Source organism: Streptomyces sp. NPDC047042 (assembly GCF_040644035.1).
GTDB lineage: Bacteria > Actinomycetota > Actinomycetes > Streptomycetales > Streptomycetaceae > Streptomyces.
Window position 1 is genome coordinate 38355 of sequence record NZ_JBEYVP010000035.1, and the last position, 18123, is coordinate 56477.

Consider the following 18123-nt stretch of genomic DNA (forward strand, 5'->3'; position numbering starts at 1 on the left):
CGTCGGCGTCGCCGCTCAGACGGCCGCCTCCTGGGGAGTCTGCTCGGGCAGGCCGAAGAGCTCGTTGAAGGTGCCGCGCGTGACCCGGTCGCGGGTCTCGTCGGACACACCGTCGAACAGCTCGCGCAGCGTGGCCTGGGTGTGGCCGTAGGTGCCCTCCAGATGGGGGTAGTCGTCGCCCCACATCACGTTCCGGTAGCCGGTCGACTCGACGATCTCCACCGAGCTCTTGTCGTGCTGGAAGGAGGCGTACACCTGCTGCCTGATGATCTCGCTGGGCAGCCTGCTCAGCTTCGGCCGGACGAACATGCCGTGCTGACGGTAGGCCTCGTCCATCCGGTCGCCGATGGCCGGCATCCAGCCCGCACCGCCCTCCGCGATGAGGATCTTCAGATCCGGGTGCCGGTCCAGAGCGCCTCCGGCGACCAGGTGGGAGACCACGCGCATCCCCGGGTAGGTCGTCTCCATGTAGTTGACGACCGCGCCGCCGGGCCCGCGGAACACGACGTTCTCACCGCCCGTGCCGATGTGGAAGCCGAGCACCATGCCCGCCCGCTCGGCCGCCGTCCACAGCGGCTCCCAGCGGTCGAGCGCGTACTCCTCGCCCTCCCGGGTCGAGCACGGCAGGAAGACGGTCTTGAAGCCCAGCTCCGCCGCCCGCTCCAGCTCGGCGACCGCGTCGCCGATGTCCGCCGTCGAGACGCACGCGGTCGTGATGACGCGGTTGTTCTTGCTGAGGATCTCCTCGTGCGCCCAGTCGTTCCAGGCCCGGACGGTCTCGCGGGCGAGTTCGCGGTCGGTGATCGAGACGAGCCAGAACCCCATGGAGGGGAAGGCCAGTTGGGACCACACACCCTCCTGGTCGAGGTCCTTGAGGCGGACCTTCAGGTCCCAGGCGCCCGGCGGACGCATGGCGTCCATGAAGTCGCCGAGCTGGCGGTCGATGCGCTCGCCGTCGATGTAGAGCATCTCGTACTTCTCGCCACGCTCGCTGCGCGGGGCGCGGTCGCCGAGCCGCGCGGGCAGCCGCTCGGTCCACAGGTCGGCGGGCTCCATCACGTGGGAGTCCCCCGAGTTGACCCAGATCTTCGACATGCCGCTCCTTCGGGGCCATGAGGTGTAATCAGTAAGCGATTTTAGTTGTATGGGCGGTCGAAGGGAAGGGTGGGCTTGAATCCGTAGAATTGGTTGACTGATTGCGCTGATAGCTGGAAGATCTGGGCACCGAGCCGCGAGGAGGCGCCATGGTGGGTGACAAGGACCCCGACGACAGGTACTTCGAGCCCCAGGTGGAGACCATGCCCCGCGAACAACTGCGGGCACGGCAGGAGGAACGCGTCCTGGAGCTCGTCGAGTACGCCTACGGCAACTCGGCCTTCTACCGCGAACTCTGGGACGCCCACGGGGCTCACCCGCGCGACATCCGGACCCTGGACGACTTCCGGGAACGGGTCCCGTTCATCACCAAGGACATGGTGCGCGCCTACCGGGCCCGCACGGGCGACCCCTTCGGCGGGATGCTCTGCGTCCCGGTCGAGGAGCTGACCTCGGTCTCCTCCAGCTCGGGCACCACCGGCGACCCGGAGTTCTTCCCCGAGATCTGGCAGGACGCCCCACCCCTGGTGACCGCACAGGTGCGTGACCTCTGGGAGCTGGGCCTGCGGCCGGGCGACCGGGTGCTGAGCCCGCCCGGCACCTTCCGCAACCTCATGGACCCCGGATACCAGGCACTGGGCGCCGTGGTCATCGAGGTGGACACCTGGATGGGGAAGATGCACGAGGTCGTCGAGGCCCTGCGCACCTACCGGCCCGCCTATCTGCAGATGATGTATCCGCAGATGGTGGAGCTGGAGCACCTGGCCGAGCGGACCGACCTGCGGGAGGCGTTCTCCTCCCTGAAGGGCGCCTCGTGCGCCGGGCAGCCGCTCAGCCGGAAAATGCGCGAGCGGATCCGCGACGACTGGGGCATCGACGTCTACGAGTACACCAGCGCCGCCGACACCGGCACCGCCTGGGAGTGCCGTGAGCACGACGGCTTCCACCTCTGGGAGGACACCGTCTTCGCCGAGTGCGTCGACGTCGACGAACACGGCGGATGGCGCGACGCCCAGGAGGGCGACCTCGGTGAACTGGTCGCCACCGACCTGGACAACAGGGCCGCGCCCCTGATCCGTTACCGCAGCGAGGACCTCGTCCGCCTTTCCCGGGACACCTGCGGCTGCGGCCGTACGCACGCCCGGATGTGGGTGGCCGGACGACGCGGCGACGAGACGCTGGTCCAGGGGCGTTCCGTGGTCCTGCGGGACATCTGGCAGGCGGTGGAGGACCAGCCGGAGACCGTGGCCGGGGTGTTCCAGATCGTCCGTGACGGCCGCGAGGTCGACGAACTGCGGCTGCGCGTCGGCTACGACCCCACCCTCACCGGCGACGTCGACGCCCTGGCCGGGCGGCTGAGCGAAGCCGTCCGGGAGCGGACCGGAGTCAAGCCGGTGCTCGACATGCGCACCGAGGAGGACCTGTTGAAGACCATGACCAGCGTCGCCAAGTTCCCCCGGGTGGTGAAGAGCTGATGGCCCGCGCCGACACCCTGGCCCGCGCCAGGAGACTCGACCGCCCCGAACTCGCCTACCTGGTGCGCTTCCCCGCCGCCGACGGTATGACGGACGTGGAGCTGACCTGGGCGGAACTCGCCCGGGACACCGCGTGGGTCACCGAACGCCTGCGGGAGCACGGCCTCGCCGCCGGCCAACGGGCACTGCTGACCGCCTCCGGCTTCGAGGGCTTCTGGGGGCACGCCGTGATCGGCGCCCTGCGGACCCTGAAGGTGACGTACGGCATCGCCGAGGCGATGGGCTGGGACCACCGCCGTACCTCCGTCTTCCATCGTGAGCTCGCGCCGCACACGGTCATCGGTCTGTCCGCGGAGACCCTGGAGGGGCTGGCGGGCGGCGCCGACATAGGCGAGATGTTCCGGCCGACGTCCGTCGTCCTGGCCAGGCCCGGGGCCGTACCGCTGCTGCGCGGAGCGGGGGTGCCCGCCGCGCTGATCTCGGCGGTGGGACCGGCCCTCGCGCTGGAGTGCCCCGAGCGGGCCGGCGCGCACGTCAACGCCACCGAGTGGCGCGTCGGCGAGCGGGACGGACAGCTGACCGTGGCGGCGGGGGAGGGGCGCACCTCGCCGCTGCCCGAGACACCACTGGGCATTCCGGGCCGTGTCGTCACGGGCCGGTGCGCCTGCGGCGGCGACGACCCCCGGGTGCTGCTCGCCGAAGCCAACTGACCCAGAGGCGAACTGACCGCCATCATCGAGGAGTTGAGGATGTCCGAAGGAGTGGTCGACGGCCGCACAGTGGTCGTCACCGGTGCGGGCAACGGGATCGGCCGGGCCCACGCCCTGGCGTTCGCCGCACAGGGCGCGAAGGTCGTGGTCAACGACCTGGGCGGTTCGCGCGACGGGGCGGGCGCCTCGGCCGGACCCGCACAGAGTGTGGTGGACGAGATCGTCGCGGCCGGCGGCGAGGCCGTGGCCAACACGGACGACATCTCCACCTGGGACGGCGCGGCGCACCTCGTCCAGCAGGCCGTGGACACCTACGGCGGCCTGGACGTGCTGGTCAACAACGCGGGCATCCTGCGCGACCGGATGATCGTGTCGATGACCGAACAGGACTGGGACAGCGTGCTGGCCGTCCATCTCAAGGGCGGTTTCGCCACCCTGCACCACGCGGCCGCGTACTGGAGGGAGCGCGCCAAGGCCGGTCACGTCAACGACGCCCGGGTCATCAACACGACCTCCCCGTCCGGCATCTTCGGCAACCCCGGGCAGTCCAACTACGGCTCCGCCAAGGCCGGCATCGCGAGCCTCACCCTCATCGCCGCCGCCGAACTCGCCCGCTACGGGGTGACGGTGAACGCCATCGCGCCGACCGCGCTCACCCGGCTGACCGAGGACATCGAGATGATGAAGCGGGCCGCCGAGGCGCAGGACCTCACCCCCGAGGCCATCTCACCGCTCGTGGTGTGGCTCGGCTCGGCCGCCTCGCGCGAGGTCACCGGCCGGGTGTTCGGCGTGGTCGGCAACCGGATCACCGTACTGGAGGGCTGGGTCAACGGCCCCGGCGCGAGCGCCGAGTCACGGTGGACACCGGAACAGCTGTCCTCCGTCGTCCCGAATTTGGTGGCCAAGGCGGCCCCGAACGCGGACGCGCTGGGCGAACGGAAGGGCGCGTGACATGACGACCACTCAGAAACCGGTGGCCGAAGGCCTGTTCACCTGGACTGCCGACCCCGCCACACCCCCGCGTCTCATCGGCTCCGAGTGCGCGGACTGCGGCTTGGTGAGCTTCCCGCCCGCCCGGGACTGCGTCAGGTGCGCGAGCACCGAGTCGAAGGAACGGCTGCTGGCCGACCGGGGCATCTTGTGGACGTACACGACGCAGAGCTTCCGCCCGCCGTCCCCGCCGTACGACGGCCCGGTGGCCTTCGAGCCCTACACCGTCGGATACGTCGAGCTTCCCGGCGAGCTGCTCGTCGAGGCACGCCTCACCGAGCCCGACCCCGACAGGCTCCGCATCGGCCAGGACATGCGGCTCACCCTCGTGCCCTACAACGTGCTCGACGACGGGACCGAGGTCATGACGTTCGCGTTCGCGCCAGCCGAAGAGTCCGAACGGTCCGACGAGTCCGGCCGGCCGGAGGAGGAGACAGCATGACCGAGGCAGTCATCATCGGCGTGGGGCTCCACCCCTTCGGCCGGTTCGGCAACAAGCCCGCCCTGGACATGGGCGCGGACGCGGTACGCCTCGCCCTCGCCGACGCGGGGGTCAACTGGCCGCAGATCCAGGGCGGTTACATCGGCAGCTACGAGGTCGCCAACCCGGACGCCATCGTCGGCCGGCTCGGCCTCACCGGCGTACCCCTGCGCGGAGTCTTCAACGGCTGCGCCACCGCGGGTACCGCCGTCGCCATGGCCGCCCGAGCGATCGAGACCGGCGAGCACGACCTGACCATCGCCATCGGCCTCGACAAGCACCCGCGCGGCGCGTTCGCCGCAGACCCGTCCGTGGCCGGGATCCCGGCCTGGTACGGGCAGACAGGGCTCTTCCTGACCACCCATTTCTTCGGCATGAAGATCAACCGCTATATGCACGACCACGGCATCTCCCACGAGACGCTCGCCCGCGTGGCCTCGAAGAACTTCCGCAACGCCGCCGGAAACGACAAGGCCTGGCGCCGTACGCCGATGTCACCCGAGGAGGTTCTCGCCTCCCCCGTCCTGAACTACCCCTTGCGCCAGTTCATGTACTGCGGCCCGAACGAGGGCGCGGCGGCCGTCGTGATGTGCCGCGCCGACCAGGCCCACAAGTACACGTCGACGCCCGTGCGTGTCCGGGCCACCGCCCTGCGCAGCCGCAGGCTCGGCGCCTTCGAGGTGCAGAGCCCGTCGTTCCCCGTCGGCGACCCCGTCGACAGCCCGACCGTGGACGCCTGCAGGGCTGCGTACGAACTCGCGGGCATCGGCCCGCAGGACGTCGACGTGGCGCAGCTCCAGGACACCGACGCCGGGTCGGAGATCATCCACATGGCGGAGAGCGGCCTCTGCAAGGACGGCGAGCAGGAGCGCCTCATCGCCGAGGGCGTCACCGAGATCGGCGGCCGGCTCCCGGTCAACACCGACGGCGGCCTGCTCGGCAACGGGGAGCCGATCGGCGCCTCCGGGCTGCGGCAGATCCACGAGATCGTGCTCCAGCTGCGGGGTACGGCGGGCACCCGCCAGATCCCCGGCACACCCCGCGTCGGCTTCACCCACCTGTACGGCGCGCCCGGCGCGTCGGCGGTGACGATCCTCTCGACCTGAGGGAACAGGCTCATGGACCAGGACACGCAGGACTTCGCCGCCGAGGTGCGCCGATTCCTCGACGCCCATGTGGCGAAGGCCCCCGATCGCACCGCCCGCATCTGGGGCGAGGGCGACGACTCGATGGCGTACTTCAGCAGCCTTCCGCCGGACCAGGAAAGGGAGTTCGTGCGGCGGGCGCGGGAATGGCAGCGCATCCGCCATGAGAACGGCTTCGGCTGGATCACCGGACCGGTGGAGTACGGCGGCCGGGGCCTGACCCCCGTCCACGACCTGCTCTACGACGCCATCGAGTCCGAGTACGAGGTCGCCGACACCGGCGTGCTCGGGGTGATCGGTCTCGGCATGATCGGACCGACGATCCTGACCCACGCCCAGCCCCACATCAAGGACCGCTGGCTGCCCGCGATGTACCGCGGGGACGCCATCGCCTGCCAGCTCTTCAGCGAACCCGGCGCGGGCTCCGACCTGGCGAGCGTGGCGACGAAGGCCGTGCGGGAGGGCGACGCATGGGTGCTGAACGGACAGAAGGTGTGGACCTCCGTCGCCCAGCACAGCCAGATCGGCCTCGCGCTCACCCGCACGAACACGGACGCGCCCAAGCACCGGGGCATCACCGCCTTCCTGGTCCCCATGGACGCCCCCGGCGTCGAGGTCCGGCCGCTGCGGCAGATGACCGGCGGCGCCGACTTCAACGAGGTCTTCCTCACCGACGTACGCATCCCCGACGACCACCGCCTCGGCGAGGTCGACGGCGGCTGGACGGTGGCCCTGACCACCCTGATGAACGAGCGCGCCACCGTCGGCAGCGAGGGCGCCGGCCCGGTGGCCGCCGCCCTCTCCCCCGACCACCTCTCCGCACTCATGCGCGCCACCTGGACCTGGGACGACCGCGCCCTGCGTGGCCGCCTCGCGGAACTCCTCGTGGACGCCATGGCCACCGAACACCTCAACGCCCGTGCCCTGCGCAAACTCCGCGCCGGAACCGCGCCGGGTCCCGAGATGTCCGTCTCGAAGCTCATGTACGGCCAGAACCTCACCCGTGCGGCGCACTTCGTGTCCGACGTGCTCGGCCCCCGCATCATCGCCGACACCGGCACGTGGGGGACGTACGCCTGGTCCGAACTCCTTCTGGCCACCCCGGCGTTGCGGATCCTCGGCGGCACCGAGGAGATCATGAAGAACATCCTCGCGGAACGTGTCCTCGGCCTGCCCAAGGAGGTGCGGTCATGACCGCCGGCGAGAGTGAACTGCGCGAACTCCGGGCTTCCGTACGGGAGTTCATGGAGGCCAAGTCGTCCGAGGACGCGGTCCGCAAACTCATGGAGAGCGAGCCGCGCTTCGATCCGGCGGTCTGGGCGCAGGCCGCCGACCAACTGCGCCTGCCGGGCCTGGCGATCCCCGAGGAGTACGGCGGCGACGGCTTCGGGCCGGTCGAACTCGGCGTCGTACTGGAGGAGATGGGCCGCGCCCTGCTGTGCTCGCCGTTCTTCGCCACCGTCGTCCTGGCCGCCCAGGCCCTGCTGGCCTCGGGAGACAGCGAGGCGTGCGCACGGCACCTCCCCGGTATCGCGGAGGGACGGATCACTGCCACCCTCGCCGTCGCCGAGGACAGCGGCTCCTGGGACCCCGCCCTGGTGTCGACGCGTGCCCTGCCGGACGGGGACGGCGGATGGAGGCTGCGCGGCCGCAAGTCGTTCGTCATCGACGGTACGACGGCCGATCTGATCCTCGTCGTCGCCCGTACCGTCGCAGGACCCACCCTCTTCGCCGTGGACCGGGAGGCCGCCGGGCTGACCGCGGAGCCCCTGGAGACCCTCGACGCGACCCGGGCCATGGCCCGGCTGACGTTCGACGCCGTACCGGCGACACCCGTCGGCGCGGACGGGGCGGGCGGACGGATCATGGCCAAGGTCCTGGACATCGCCTCGGTGGGACTGGCCGCCGAGCAGGCGGGCGGGGCACGCCGGTGTCTGGAGGCGAGCGCCGAATACGCCAGGGTCCGGCACCAGTTCGGGCGGCCCATCGGCACCTTCCAGGCGGTCAAGCACAAGTGCGCCGACATGCTCGTCCAGGTGGAACTGGCGGAGGCCGCGTCGAGGGAGGCGGCCCGGCTGGCGGCCGAGGGCGCCGCGGAGTTCCCGGTCGCGGCGGCCGTGGCGCACGCGTGCTGCTCACGGGCGTACATGTTCGCCGCCATGGAGAACATCCAGGTCCACGGCGGCATCGGCTTCACCTGGGAGCACCCGGCCCATCTCTACTTCCGCCGCGCCAAGTCCTCGCAGCTGCTGTTCGGCGGCCCGGCCGTGTACCACGAGCGGCTGCTGGACCGGCTCGGCATCTGACCGGAGAGCCGAGCAGACGGCGAAGGGCCCCGGGGTTCAGGTGAATCCCCGGGGCCCTTCGCCGTGCCTTTCAGCCTCGCGCGGCCTCGCCCAGCAGGGCCTTCGCGATGATGACCTGCTGGATCTGGCTGGTGCCCTCGTAGATGCGGAACAGCCGGGCGTCACGGTAGAAGCGCTCGACGGCGACCCCGCGCATATAGCCCGCGCCGCCGTGGACCTGGACCGCGCGGTCGGCTACCCGGCACACCATCTCGCTCGCGAAGTACTTCGCACAGGACGGGCCGACCTTGGTGTCCGTACCGGCGTCGAAGGCACGGGCGGCCTCCAGGACCGTGGCCCGGCCGGCGTAGTAGTCGGTCTGCGAGTCGGCGATGAGGCCCTGGACGAGCTGGAAGGAGCCGATGAGCTGTCCGGACTGCCTGCGCGTGCTCGCGTACGCCACCGACTCGTCCACCAGGCGCTCGGCCATACCGACCATCAGTGCGGAGATGTGCACCCTCCCGTGCGCGATGCAGCCCATCGCGGTGGAGAAGCCCCGGTTGAGCCCGTCCGCGCCGCCGACCAGCGCGGAGGCCGGCACCCGTACGTCGTCGAAGTACACGTCCGCCGTCCACGCGCCCAGCTGGCCCATCTTGTGGTCCCTGGGGGCCACCGTCAGACCCGGAGTGCCGGCGGGGACCAGGAAGGTCGAGATGCCGCGCGTGCGCGGGGCGTCTGGGTCGGTGCGGGCGAAGACCATGAAGACGTCGGCGAGCGGCGCGTTGGTGATGTAGCGTTTGGCGCCGTTGATCACCCATTCGTCGCCGTCGAGATGCGCCTTCGTGGTGAGTGTCGAGGGGTCGGAGCCCGCGTCCGGCTCGGTGAGCGCGAACGACGCCAGTACGTCACCGGAGGCGATCCTCGGCAGCCACTCCGCCTTCTGGGCCTCCGTCCCGCCGACCATCAGGACATGCCCGGCGATGCCGTTGTTCGTCCCGAACATCGAGCGCAACGACGGTGTCGTGTAACCGAGTTCGAACATCAGCAGGGTCTCTTCGTACATCGAAAGCCCCAGCCCGCCGTACTCCTCGGGCAGTGCGAAACCGAACAGGCCCATTTTCTTCGCCGCCTCGCGGATGTCCGCGGGCATCTCGTCCTTCTCGTCGATCTCCGCCTCGAGCGGCACGACTCGGTCCCGGACGAAACGCCGGACCTCGGACAGCACGTCGCTGAAGTCAGCCGCGTCCATGTCGACTCCCTTACCTAGTGATCCACTTGTGACTCGTCCGGTGGGGGCGCGTCCGGGCGGGCCGCGTCCGGTGTGCGCTCGGGCCGGTAGCAGACGGCCAGCAGTGCCGCCGCGCTCGCCGTACCGAGTCCCGCCGCCAGCAACGCGGGCCCGACGCCCGCGCGTTGCCGATGCAGCAGCCCGTCGAGGGAGTACCTGCCATTGCCCAGTCCCGCCAGCGCGACGGCCGCGCCGCCCACCACACCGACGTACTCCCAGCCGCCCTTGAAGACGAAGAAGCCCTTGCCCCGGTGGTCGGTGCGCGCGGCCACGGCCATCAGGCCGACGGCGGCGGCCGCCGGGAGGGGGCCCTCCGCACCCAGGGTGATGCCGATCCCCGCCGCCATCTCGGTACCGGCCGCCATCCGCGCGTGCACCTCGGCCGGTCTGAGGCCGAGCGCCTCGAACCATCCCGTCGTGCCCTTGAGCCCGCCCGGCCCCGCGACCTTGTTCCAGCCGTGCGCGAAGAGCATCGGACCGAGCGTGCCCCGCAGGACGAGCGCGGCGGCGTCGTAGCCCTTCACTGGCCCACGCCGGTGGCCCGGCCCGCCGGTGCGGCGCCGTACAACCGCGGTACGGCGTCCACGAGTTCGTCGTAGGTGAGGGCCTGTCCTGACTCGCTCGGGTGGACCGCGGCGACGGTCCAGCCCTGCAGCCGGTTCAGCCGGTTGCCCTCGATCCGCAGGACCTGGCCGGTCAGCCAGGCCGCGCTGTCGGAGGCCAGGTAGACGACGACCCCCGAGGCGTTGGCGGGATCGCGCGGATCGAAGTCACCGGTGGCCCGGAGGTTCTCGCCGACGGCCAGCCCGTCCGTCATCCGGGTGGCCGCGATCGGCGAGACGGCGTTGGCGGTGACGCCGTACTTGCTCATCTCCAGGGCGGTCAGGACGGTGAGCCCGGCGACTCCGGCCTTCGCGGCACCGTAGTTGGACTGGCCCTGGTTGCCGAACAGGCCGGTACCGGACGTCGTGTTGATCACGCGGCCGGTGACCCGCTCACCCCGTTTCGACGCCTCGCGCCAGTACGCGCACGCATGCCGGGTGAGCGCGAAGGTGCCCTTGAGATGCACCGCGATCACGGCGTCGAACTCGGCCTCGCTCATCGAGAACAGCATGCGGTCGCGCACGATCCCCGCGTTGTTCACGACGATGTCGAGCCGGCCGAACTCGGCGACCGTGTCCGCCACCAGAGCCTCGGTGGCCGCCCAGTCCGTCACCGAGGCGTGGTTGGCGACCGCACGGCCGCCGAGCTTGGTGATCTCGGTGACCACGTCGTCGGCGGGGGAGTCGCCCGTGCTCTCGCCGTGCACGCCCGAGCCGAGGTCGTTCACGACCACGGTCGCGCCCGCCTCGGCGAGGGCCAGACAGTGCGCCCGGCCAAGCCCTCTGCCACCACCGGTCACGATGGCGACCTTGTCGTCGAGGATTCCCACGTCCTGCCTCCTGTTAGGGGGATGTCTGGTTGAGGGACGGCCGGTCGAGTTCGCGGAGCACGTCGTCGGTGTGCTCGCCTAGAGCCGGCGCCCCGGTGCGCGGCTTGTCGTCGACTCCCCAGAAACTGACGGGAGTCGCGACCGTCCGCAGCGGCGGCGCCTCGCCCATGCCCGGCTGTTCGACGAACGCCCCGACGGCCTCCGCCTGCGGATCCGCCGCCACTTCCGCGAGGGTCTGTACGGGCGCCCACCACACGCCTTCCGCGTCGAACCGCTGCGCCCACTCGGCCAGGGTCCGCCTGGCGAACTCCGCGTCGAACTCGGCGATCAGCTCGCGTACGTGCCCGCGCCGGGCCTTGCCGGTGGCGAACCGTTCGTCCGTCGCCAGGTCCTCGCGGCCGAGCGCCTTGACGACACCGGGCCAGTGCCGGTTGCCCTCCAGGCCGACCAGCCAGAACCAGCGGTCGTCGGCGGCCCGGTAGCTGTTGTAGAGCGGGGACTCGTGTTCGGTGCGGTGACGGGTACGGCCACGCTTGCCGAAGTAGTTCTGCAGGGCGAGATCATTGCCGTTGGCGTACGTCCCGGAGCGCAGCAGCGACACGTCGACCACGCCGCCCTCGCCGGTGCGTTCCCGGCGCAGCAGCGCGGCCAGCACCCCCGCGACCAGGTTGGCGGCGGCCGTACGGTCGCCGAGGCCGGGCCGGATGCCGGGCGGTGGCTCACCGGCGGGGTTGAGCATGGCGGCGATGCCGGGGCGGGCCCAGAAGGCGGAGACGTCGTATCCGGCCCGGTCGCGCTCGGCGCCCGTCCAGCCGTAGCCCGTCAACGTGCCGACGACCAGCCGGGGATGGCGGGCACGCAGCTCGTCCGGTGCCAGGCCCAGCCGCTCCAGAGCGCCGGGGCGCAGATTGGTGACGAACACGTCGGCACGCGCCAGCAGCCGTTCCAGCGTGTCCTTGCCGTCGTCCGAGCGCAGATCGAGGACGATCCCGCGCTTGCCGCGGTTGTCGGTCTCGAACGGGGGAGCGCTGTCGATGTCCTGACCGACGTGCCGGAGCGTGTACCGGTTGGGATCCCCGGTCGGCGCCTCCACCTTCACCACGTCCGCGCCCCAGTCCGCGAGCATCGTGGCGGCGGCCGGTGCCGCCACCCACATGCCCAGCTCGACGACGGCAATGCCCTCCAGTGGCCGCACGGCGCACCTCCCTGCTTGTCGATGCCTGTCCCTGCTGATCGCTGCCTGCCGGTGTATCGCCCGAACAGCCGTCACACGCCCCGGAAGTCGCCCGGGCGGCGCTCCCGGAACGCCTTAAGTCCCTCGGCCCGGTCCTCGGTGCAGAACAGCACCGAGACCGTCTCGCGCTCGTAGGCGATCGCCGTCTCCAGGCCCATGCCGAGTCCGTGGTCGACCAGCCGTTTGCCCGCCGCCAGTGCCAGTGGGGCGCCGGCGGCCAGTCGCGTCGCCAGGGCCTCCGCCGCCTTGAGCGCGTCTCCCGGCTCGGCCAGCTCGTTGACCAGCCCCAGTTCCCAGGCCCGTTCCGCGTCGATGGGTTCGCCGGTGAGGATCAGCTGCTTGGCGATCGCCGGCGGTATGAGTCGCGGCAGCCGCTGGGTGCCGCCCGCGCCCGGCAGGACGCCGAGCTTCATCTCCGGCAGCCCGAGCCGGGCGCCCCGTTCCACCACCCGCAGATCGCAGGCGAGCGCCAGTTCGAGACCGCCCCCGAAGGCGAACCCGTGGACGGCCGCGACCGAGGGTTTGGGAAAGTCCTCGAGCAGCGCGAACGCCTCTGTCAGCCGCCCCACGAAGTCACGGAACTGTCCGGGAGCGGTGAACGACTCGATCTCCCCGAGGTCGGCGCCGGCCGAGAAGGCGCGGCCCGCGCCGGTCACGACCAGCGCGCGTACGTCGTCGTTGTCGTGGATGTCGCCCAGCGCCCGTGTGAGCTCGTCCATGGTCCCGGAGCCGAGAGCGTTGAGCTGCCCGGGCCGGTCGAGGGTCAACACGGCGATTCTGTCGCGGAGTTCGACACGCAGCACGGAATTCACCTCAGACCATCGTGAGGCCGCCGCTGACCGAGAGCGTCTGCCCGGTCATGTAGGCGGCGTCGTCGGACGCGAGGAAGGCCACCACACCGGCGATCTCCGCCGGCTGGGCGACGCGGCGCAGCGGGATCGCCCGCACGGTCGCGTCGTACATCTTCTGGCTGTACTCGGCGACCTGCCCGAGCAGCGCGGTCTCGGTCGGCCCCGGGCAGACGCTGTTCACGGTGATGCCGTGCCGGGCGACCTCGCGGGCGAGCGCCTTGCCGAAGGCGATGACGCCGCCCTTGGTCGCCGAGTACACGACCTCGCCGGAGGAGCCGACCCGCCCGGCGTCCGAGGCGATGTGCACGATCCGGCCGTCGCCCCGCTCGATCATCGGGTCGAGCACGGCCCGGGTCACCGTGATCGTGCCGCGCAGATTGACGGCGATGATCCGGTCCCAGATGTCCTCGGCCGAGTCGACGAAGCGACCCAGGACATCCACGGCCGCGTTGTTGACCAGGACGTCCACAGGACCCAGCTCGGCGCTCACCCGCTCCACGGCGGCCCGTACGGCCGCGCTGTCGGAGATGTCCGCGCCGACGCCGGTGGCCCGCACCCCGTACCGCTCGGTGAGCCCGGCCGCGACCTTCCCGGCGGCCTCTGCGTCCAGGTCGCACACCGCGACCGAGGCACCGGCGGCGGCCAGCGCGTCGGCGATCGCCTCGCCGATCCCGCGTCCCGCTCCGGTGACCAGCGCCACCTTGTCCCGTACGCTCACGCGCCCTCCCTCGCCCAGCCTTCGATACAGCGCTATCGTATAACTACTTCAGCTAAATAAGCGAGATACCCGAGTGGAGTCGAGCATGCGCCGAACGATCTTCACCGCGGAACACGACCTGTTCCGTGAGACCGCCCGCGCCTACTACCTGCGGGAATGCGCCCCGCACGCCGAGGAGTGGGAGCGGGACGGGCAGGTGAGCCGTGCCGCCTGGGCGGCGGCCGGCAAGGCCGGGCTCATCGGCTGGCAGTTCCCCGAGGAGTACGGTGGTCAGGGGATCTGGGACTTCAGGTACAACGCGATCATGGCCGAGGAGATGGCCGCCACCGGCTCGGTCGGCATCGGGCTCGGCCTGCAGAACGACGTCGTCCCGCCCTATCTGGCGACCCTCACCACCCCGGAGCAGAAGGCCCGTTGGCTTCCCGGTGTGGTCAGCGGCGACACGATCTGCGCGCTCGCCCTGTCGGAGCCCTCCGCCGGGTCCGACCTCAAGGGCATCCGCACCACCGCCCGCCGGGACGGCGACGAGTGGGTGATCGACGGCTCCAAGACCTTCATCACCAACGGCATCCTGGCCGACCTGGTCATCGTCGCCTGCAAGACCGACCCGGAGGCCGGTCACCGGGGCATCAGCCTCATCGTCGTCGAGCGTGACGCGGCGGGCTTCGAGCGCGGGCGCAAGCTCGACAAGGTCGGCATGAAGGCCCAGGACACCGCCGAACTCTTCTTCCACGAGGTCCGCGTCCCCGCCGAGAACCTCATCGGGCAGGAGGGGCGCGGTTTCTACCACATGATGGGCAACCTCCCCGCCGAGCGCCTCGCCATCGCCGTCTCGTCGCTGGCCGCGGCCGAGCGCGCCTACGAGCTGGCCCTCGAGTACGCGAAGACCCGTACCGCCTTCGGGCAGCCGATCGGGCAGTTCCAGGCCAACCGGTTCGCCCTCGCCGACGTCAGGGCGAAGCTGAACGCGGCCCGGGTCTATGTGGACGGCTGCATCATGGCCCTGTCCCAGGGCGAGTTGACGGCCGAGGAGGCCGCGGCGGCCAAGTACTGGACCTCGGAGACCGGCTGGGAGGTCATCGACCGCTGTATGCAGCTCTTCGGCGGCTACGGCTATGTCAACGAGTACGAGATCGCGCGCATCTGGCGCGACAGCCGGGTGCAGCGGGTGTTCGGCGGGACCTCCGAGATCATGCAGGAGATCATCGGACGGTCCCTGGGTCTGTGACAGCCATTGATTGGCTAGGCTTAATAGGTTATCTATTTAAGCGGTAAGTAGGTAAGGGTGGCGGGCTCCAGGAGGCACCGTGGTCACGGTCGATGTGAAGCTGCACCAGGACAGAGCCGAGCACGACCTGCCGCGGCCCCGGCTGGTCATCGGCGGTAAGGACGTCACCGACGCGAGCGGGGGAATCCACGAGCACCGCAACCCGGCGACGGGACTGGTGCAGGCGCACATCCCGCTCGCGGGCCCCACCGAGGTCGATCTGGCCGTCGCCGCCGCACGCCGGGCCTTCGAGGTGTGGGGCACGATGCGCCCCGCCGAACGCCGCCGGCTGCTCACCCGCTTCGCCCAGCTCCTGCGCGACCACATTCCCGACTTCGCGGCGATCTCCCCGCTGGAGAACGGCGTCTGCATCGGCGGCTGGGCCGAGAACGTCGGACCGCACGTCGCCGAGTGGACCGAGTACTACGCGGGCTGGGCCGACAAGATCGAGGGCATGGTCGGCGCCGCCTACAGCCCGCACGAGAGCGTCGAGTACACCATCGCCGAGCCGTACGGCGTCATCGGCCACATCATCACCTGGAACTCGCCCGCCCTGTCGCTGGCGATGAAGGTCCCGCCGTCGCTCGCCGCCGGGAACACCGTGGTCATCAAACCGGCCGAGTCCACACCGTTCTCCGCGCTGCTCTTCGCCGACCTGGCCCGCGAGGCCGGCATCCCCGAGGGCGTCGTCAACGTCGTCACCGGACTCGGGGACGCCGGATCGGCCCTGGTGACCCACCCCGGCGTCGACAAGATCTCCTTCACCGGCGGCCCCGCCACCGCGCGCCGCATCATGGCCGTCGCGGCGCTGAGCCTCAAGCCCGTCGTCTTCGAACTCGGCGGCAAGTCCGCCAACCTGCTCTTCGCCGACACCGACCTGGACACCGTCGTCCCGTACTGCGCCGCCTTCGCCATGAGCAACACCGGACAGGGCTGCGCGCTGCCCACCCGGCTGCTGGTCGAACGACCCGTCTACGACGAGGTCGTGGCACGCGTCGCCGGGGTAGTCGCCCACTTGCCCGTGGGCGACCCGCTCGACCCCGCCACCTACATCGGCCCCCTCATCGACGAAGCCGCCCGCGACCGCGTCCAGGGCGTGATCGACAAGGCGGTCGAAGGCGGCGCGGGACGACTTGTCCACGGCGGTGAACGCATCGAGTCCGACGGCTACTTCGTGACCCCGACCGTCTTCGCGGACGTCGACAACCGCAGCGACCTCGCCCAGCAGGAGATCTTCGGCCCGGTCCTGGCCATCACCCCGTTCGACACGGAGGACGAGGCCGTCGCCCTCGCCAACGACACCGAGTACGGGCTGTCCGCCTACATCCAGTCCCGCGACATCGCGCGCGTCAACCGCCTGGTGCCGCGCCTGAAGGCCGGGACCGTCTACGTCAACCCCGGGCCGAATCCGATCACTTCACCCGCCACTCCCTTCGGTGGTGTCGGTATCAGCGGGTTCGGACGTGAGGGCGGCAAGGCCGGCCTGGACGAGTTCATCAGCGTCAAGGGCGTCGGCATCGGCCGCGTCTGACCGCCACACTCCGAAGCCTCTGGAGCCAACAGCATGCAATCCGCCCGCCGCCTGACGTTCGGCGACCTCATCCGTGAACACCGCCGGTCCTTCCCTGAGCACACCGCCCTCGTCGACGGCGAAGTCCGCCTGACCTGGCCGCAGTTGGACGAACGCACCAACCGGCTGGCCAACGCCCTGACGGACGCGGGCGTGGGTCCCGGCGACCGGGTCCTGTGGCTGGGGCAGAACTCCTTCCGGATCTGGGAGCTGCTCGGAGCCGCCGCGAAGACCGGCGCCATGGTCTGCCCCGGCTACTGGCGCTGGGCCGCCCCCGAGATGGCCTTCGCGGTCGAGGACTTCGATCCCAAGGTCGTCGTCTGGCAGGACGAGGAGATCGGCGACACGGTCGCCAAGGCCCGCGCCGAACTGGGCAGCGACCACCGGGCGTTGTGGCTCCAGCACGATGCCGCCAACACCGAGGACCCCGGCTCGTACGAGGCCTTCCTCGCCTCCGGCGCGCCCGACGACCCGGCCGTGGCCGACATCGACCCCGACTCCGCGCTCCTCGTCATCTACACCGCCGCGATCACCGGACGGCAGTCCGGCTCGATGCTCTCCCACCGCAACCTGCTCGCCATGGGCGCGAGTGCCGCCTGGATGGGCGACATCGGTACGGAGACCGCTTTCCTCGGCGCCGGGCCGATGTTCCACATCGGCAACTACCAGTTCTGGGGCGTCCCCGCGTTCGTCCACGGCGGCAAGAACGTGATCGTCCGCCGTGTCGTCGCGGAGGAACTGCTCCCGCTGCTGGCGGCGGAACGGTGCACCCACGCCTATCTGATGCCCCCGACCATCGCCCAGCTCGTCGCCCTCAACCGGGAGGCCGGTCACGACCTCTCCCAGCTGCGGGCCAGCGTCGCCGCCCCCCTGTGGCAGGGCACGGTGCCCACCGACATCAGCCGCTTCACCCGCAACGGCGGCGGCGAGGGCCGCGGCTACGGGCAGACCGAGGTGACCGGGTTCGCCGTGACCGGCGCCTACGGCGGCACGGGCACCGGCAACGCGGGCCGCCCCGGGCCCTTCACCGCCGTACGCGTCCTGGACGCCACCGGCGAGGAGTGCGCGGTCGGCGAGGCCGGCGAGATCTGCGTCCGCGGCGACCTCGTCCACCTCGGCTACTGGAACCGGCCCGAGACCAACGAGGCGCGGTTCCGCTTCGGGTGGTGGCACACCACCGACCTCGGGCGGCGCGAGAGCGACGGCACGATCAGCTTCCTCGGGACGACCACACGCATGCTCAAGTCGGCCGCCGAGAACATCTTCCCCGCCGAGGTGGAGAACTGCGTCGAGTCGCACCCCGCGGTGAAGGAGGCCGCCGTCATCGGCGTGCCCAACGAACGCTGGGCGCAGGACGTCAAGGCCGTCGTCGTGCTCCGGGCAGACGCCGAGCCGATCACCGCCGAGGACGTCATCGAGCACTGCCGGGCGCGGATCGCCTCGTACAAGAAACCGAAAACAGTCGAGTTCGTCGACGCCCTGCCGCGTACGAAGGACTTCGCCAAGGACTACGAGGCGCTCGACGAACGCTTCGGCGGTGGCGGCTATCCCGGCGGCGACACGCTCGGCGCGGGACGGTGAC

General features: G+C 70.8%; 17 protein-coding genes. 10 read left to right on the forward strand and 7 right to left on the reverse strand.

Annotated elements, in window-relative coordinates:
• Nucleotides 1-15 precede the first annotated feature (15 nt).
• Complete coding sequence (locus ABZ855_RS34725; RefSeq protein WP_360813650.1) at nucleotides 16-1095, reverse strand: amidohydrolase family protein; 1080 nt, start codon at nucleotides 1093-1095, stop codon at nucleotides 16-18.
• Between the two features lie 149 nt (nucleotides 1096-1244).
• Between ABZ855_RS34725 and ABZ855_RS34730 the strand changes: the two genes are divergently transcribed.
• The 7 genes from ABZ855_RS34730 to ABZ855_RS34760 are packed head-to-tail and all read left to right on the forward strand — an operon-like array spanning nucleotide 1245 to nucleotide 8202.
• Complete coding sequence (locus ABZ855_RS34730) at nucleotides 1245-2570, forward strand: phenylacetate--CoA ligase family protein (protein WP_360813652.1); 1326 nt, start codon at nucleotides 1245-1247, stop codon at nucleotides 2568-2570.
• Complete coding sequence (locus tag ABZ855_RS34735) at nucleotides 2570-3280, forward strand: hypothetical protein (protein ID WP_360813654.1); 711 nt, start codon at nucleotides 2570-2572, stop codon at nucleotides 3278-3280. Before ABZ855_RS34730 ends, ABZ855_RS34735 begins: the two co-directional genes overlap by 1 nt.
• Before the next feature lie 39 nt (nucleotides 3281-3319).
• Complete coding sequence (locus ABZ855_RS34740; RefSeq protein ID WP_360813655.1) at nucleotides 3320-4231, forward strand: SDR family oxidoreductase; 912 nt, start codon at nucleotides 3320-3322, stop codon at nucleotides 4229-4231.
• A gap of 1 nt (nucleotide 4232) precedes the next feature.
• Nucleotides 4233-4712, forward strand: coding sequence for an OB-fold domain-containing protein (locus ABZ855_RS34745; protein WP_360813657.1), 480 nt, complete (start codon nucleotides 4233-4235; stop codon nucleotides 4710-4712).
• Nucleotides 4709-5857 carry a thiolase family protein gene (locus ABZ855_RS34750; RefSeq protein WP_360813659.1) on the forward strand — a complete coding sequence of 383 codons (1149 nt, stop codon included), beginning with the start codon at nucleotides 4709-4711 and terminating at the stop codon, nucleotides 5855-5857. Before ABZ855_RS34745 ends, ABZ855_RS34750 begins: the two co-directional genes overlap by 4 nt.
• A 12-nt stretch (nucleotides 5858-5869) precedes the next feature.
• Nucleotides 5870-7090 carry an acyl-CoA dehydrogenase family protein gene (locus tag ABZ855_RS34755; protein WP_360813661.1) on the forward strand — a complete coding sequence of 407 codons (1221 nt, stop codon included), beginning with the start codon at nucleotides 5870-5872 and terminating at the stop codon, nucleotides 7088-7090.
• Nucleotides 7087-8202, forward strand: coding sequence for an acyl-CoA dehydrogenase family protein (locus ABZ855_RS34760; protein ID WP_360813663.1), 1116 nt, complete (start codon nucleotides 7087-7089; stop codon nucleotides 8200-8202). Before ABZ855_RS34755 ends, ABZ855_RS34760 begins: the two co-directional genes overlap by 4 nt.
• A gap of 70 nt (nucleotides 8203-8272) precedes the next feature.
• Here ABZ855_RS34760 and ABZ855_RS34765 read toward each other — a convergent pair whose 3' ends face one another.
• The 6 genes from ABZ855_RS34765 to ABZ855_RS34790 form a co-directional block, all read right to left on the reverse strand.
• A complete protein-coding gene (locus ABZ855_RS34765; RefSeq protein ID WP_360813665.1) occupies nucleotides 8273-9430 on the reverse strand; it encodes an acyl-CoA dehydrogenase family protein in 1158 nt (385 codons plus the stop codon).
• 14 nt (nucleotides 9431-9444) lie between these two features.
• Complete coding sequence (locus ABZ855_RS34770; RefSeq protein ID WP_360813667.1) at nucleotides 9445-9993, reverse strand: DoxX family protein; 549 nt, start codon at nucleotides 9991-9993, stop codon at nucleotides 9445-9447.
• Complete coding sequence (locus ABZ855_RS34775; RefSeq protein ID WP_360813669.1) at nucleotides 9990-10901, reverse strand: SDR family NAD(P)-dependent oxidoreductase; 912 nt, start codon at nucleotides 10899-10901, stop codon at nucleotides 9990-9992. The genes ABZ855_RS34770 and ABZ855_RS34775 overlap by 4 nt, the downstream gene beginning before the upstream one ends.
• A 13-nt stretch (nucleotides 10902-10914) precedes the next feature.
• Nucleotides 10915-12096 carry a CoA transferase gene (locus ABZ855_RS34780; RefSeq protein ID WP_360813671.1) on the reverse strand — a complete coding sequence of 394 codons (1182 nt, stop codon included), beginning with the start codon at nucleotides 12094-12096 and terminating at the stop codon, nucleotides 10915-10917.
• Nucleotides 12097-12167: 71 nt separating this feature from the next.
• On the reverse strand, nucleotides 12168-12938 hold the full coding sequence (locus ABZ855_RS34785) for an enoyl-CoA hydratase/isomerase family protein (RefSeq protein ID WP_360813673.1): 771 nt from the start codon (nucleotides 12936-12938) through the stop codon (nucleotides 12168-12170).
• 10 nt (nucleotides 12939-12948) lie between these two features.
• Nucleotides 12949-13704, reverse strand: coding sequence for a glucose 1-dehydrogenase (locus ABZ855_RS34790; protein WP_360813675.1), 756 nt, complete (start codon nucleotides 13702-13704; stop codon nucleotides 12949-12951).
• 85 nt (nucleotides 13705-13789) lie between these two features.
• Here ABZ855_RS34790 and ABZ855_RS34795 point away from each other — a divergent pair, with 85 nt between their 5' ends.
• The 3 genes from ABZ855_RS34795 (at nucleotide 13790) to ABZ855_RS34805 (ending at nucleotide 18122) form a co-directional block, all read left to right on the forward strand.
• Complete coding sequence (locus ABZ855_RS34795; RefSeq protein ID WP_360813677.1) at nucleotides 13790-14932, forward strand: acyl-CoA dehydrogenase family protein; 1143 nt, start codon at nucleotides 13790-13792, stop codon at nucleotides 14930-14932.
• A 79-nt stretch (nucleotides 14933-15011) separates the two neighbouring features.
• Nucleotides 15012-16502 carry an aldehyde dehydrogenase family protein gene (locus ABZ855_RS34800; RefSeq protein WP_360813679.1) on the forward strand — a complete coding sequence of 497 codons (1491 nt, stop codon included), beginning with the start codon at nucleotides 15012-15014 and terminating at the stop codon, nucleotides 16500-16502.
• A 33-nt stretch (nucleotides 16503-16535) separates the two neighbouring features.
• On the forward strand, nucleotides 16536-18122 hold the full coding sequence (locus ABZ855_RS34805; RefSeq protein ID WP_360813681.1) for an AMP-binding protein: 1587 nt from the start codon (nucleotides 16536-16538) through the stop codon (nucleotides 18120-18122).
• The last annotated feature ends 1 nt before the right edge of the window (nucleotide 18123 follow it).

Bases quoted from the DNA above. Each gene is read 5' to 3' on its own strand.
- ABZ855_RS34725 (WP_360813650.1), bottom strand. From the start codon at position 1,095: ATGTCGAAGATCTGGGTCAACTCGGGGGACTCCCACGTGATGGAGCCC.
- ABZ855_RS34730 (WP_360813652.1), top strand. From the start codon at position 1,245: ATGGTGGGTGACAAGGACCCCGACGACAGGTACTTCGAGCCCCAGGTG.
- ABZ855_RS34735 (WP_360813654.1), top strand. From the start codon at position 2,570: ATGGCCCGCGCCGACACCCTGGCCCGCGCCAGGAGACTCGACCGCCCC.
- ABZ855_RS34740 (WP_360813655.1), top strand. From the start codon at position 3,320: ATGTCCGAAGGAGTGGTCGACGGCCGCACAGTGGTCGTCACCGGTGCG.
- ABZ855_RS34745 (WP_360813657.1), top strand. From the start codon at position 4,233: ATGACGACCACTCAGAAACCGGTGGCCGAAGGCCTGTTCACCTGGACT.
- ABZ855_RS34750 (WP_360813659.1), top strand. From the start codon at position 4,709: ATGACCGAGGCAGTCATCATCGGCGTGGGGCTCCACCCCTTCGGCCGG.
- ABZ855_RS34755 (WP_360813661.1), top strand. From the start codon at position 5,870: ATGGACCAGGACACGCAGGACTTCGCCGCCGAGGTGCGCCGATTCCTC.
- ABZ855_RS34760 (WP_360813663.1), top strand. From the start codon at position 7,087: ATGACCGCCGGCGAGAGTGAACTGCGCGAACTCCGGGCTTCCGTACGG.
- ABZ855_RS34765 (WP_360813665.1), bottom strand. From the start codon at position 9,430: ATGGACGCGGCTGACTTCAGCGACGTGCTGTCCGAGGTCCGGCGTTTC.
- ABZ855_RS34795 (WP_360813677.1), top strand. From the start codon at position 13,790: ATGCGCCGAACGATCTTCACCGCGGAACACGACCTGTTCCGTGAGACC.
- ABZ855_RS34805 (WP_360813681.1), top strand. From the start codon at position 16,536: ATGCAATCCGCCCGCCGCCTGACGTTCGGCGACCTCATCCGTGAACAC.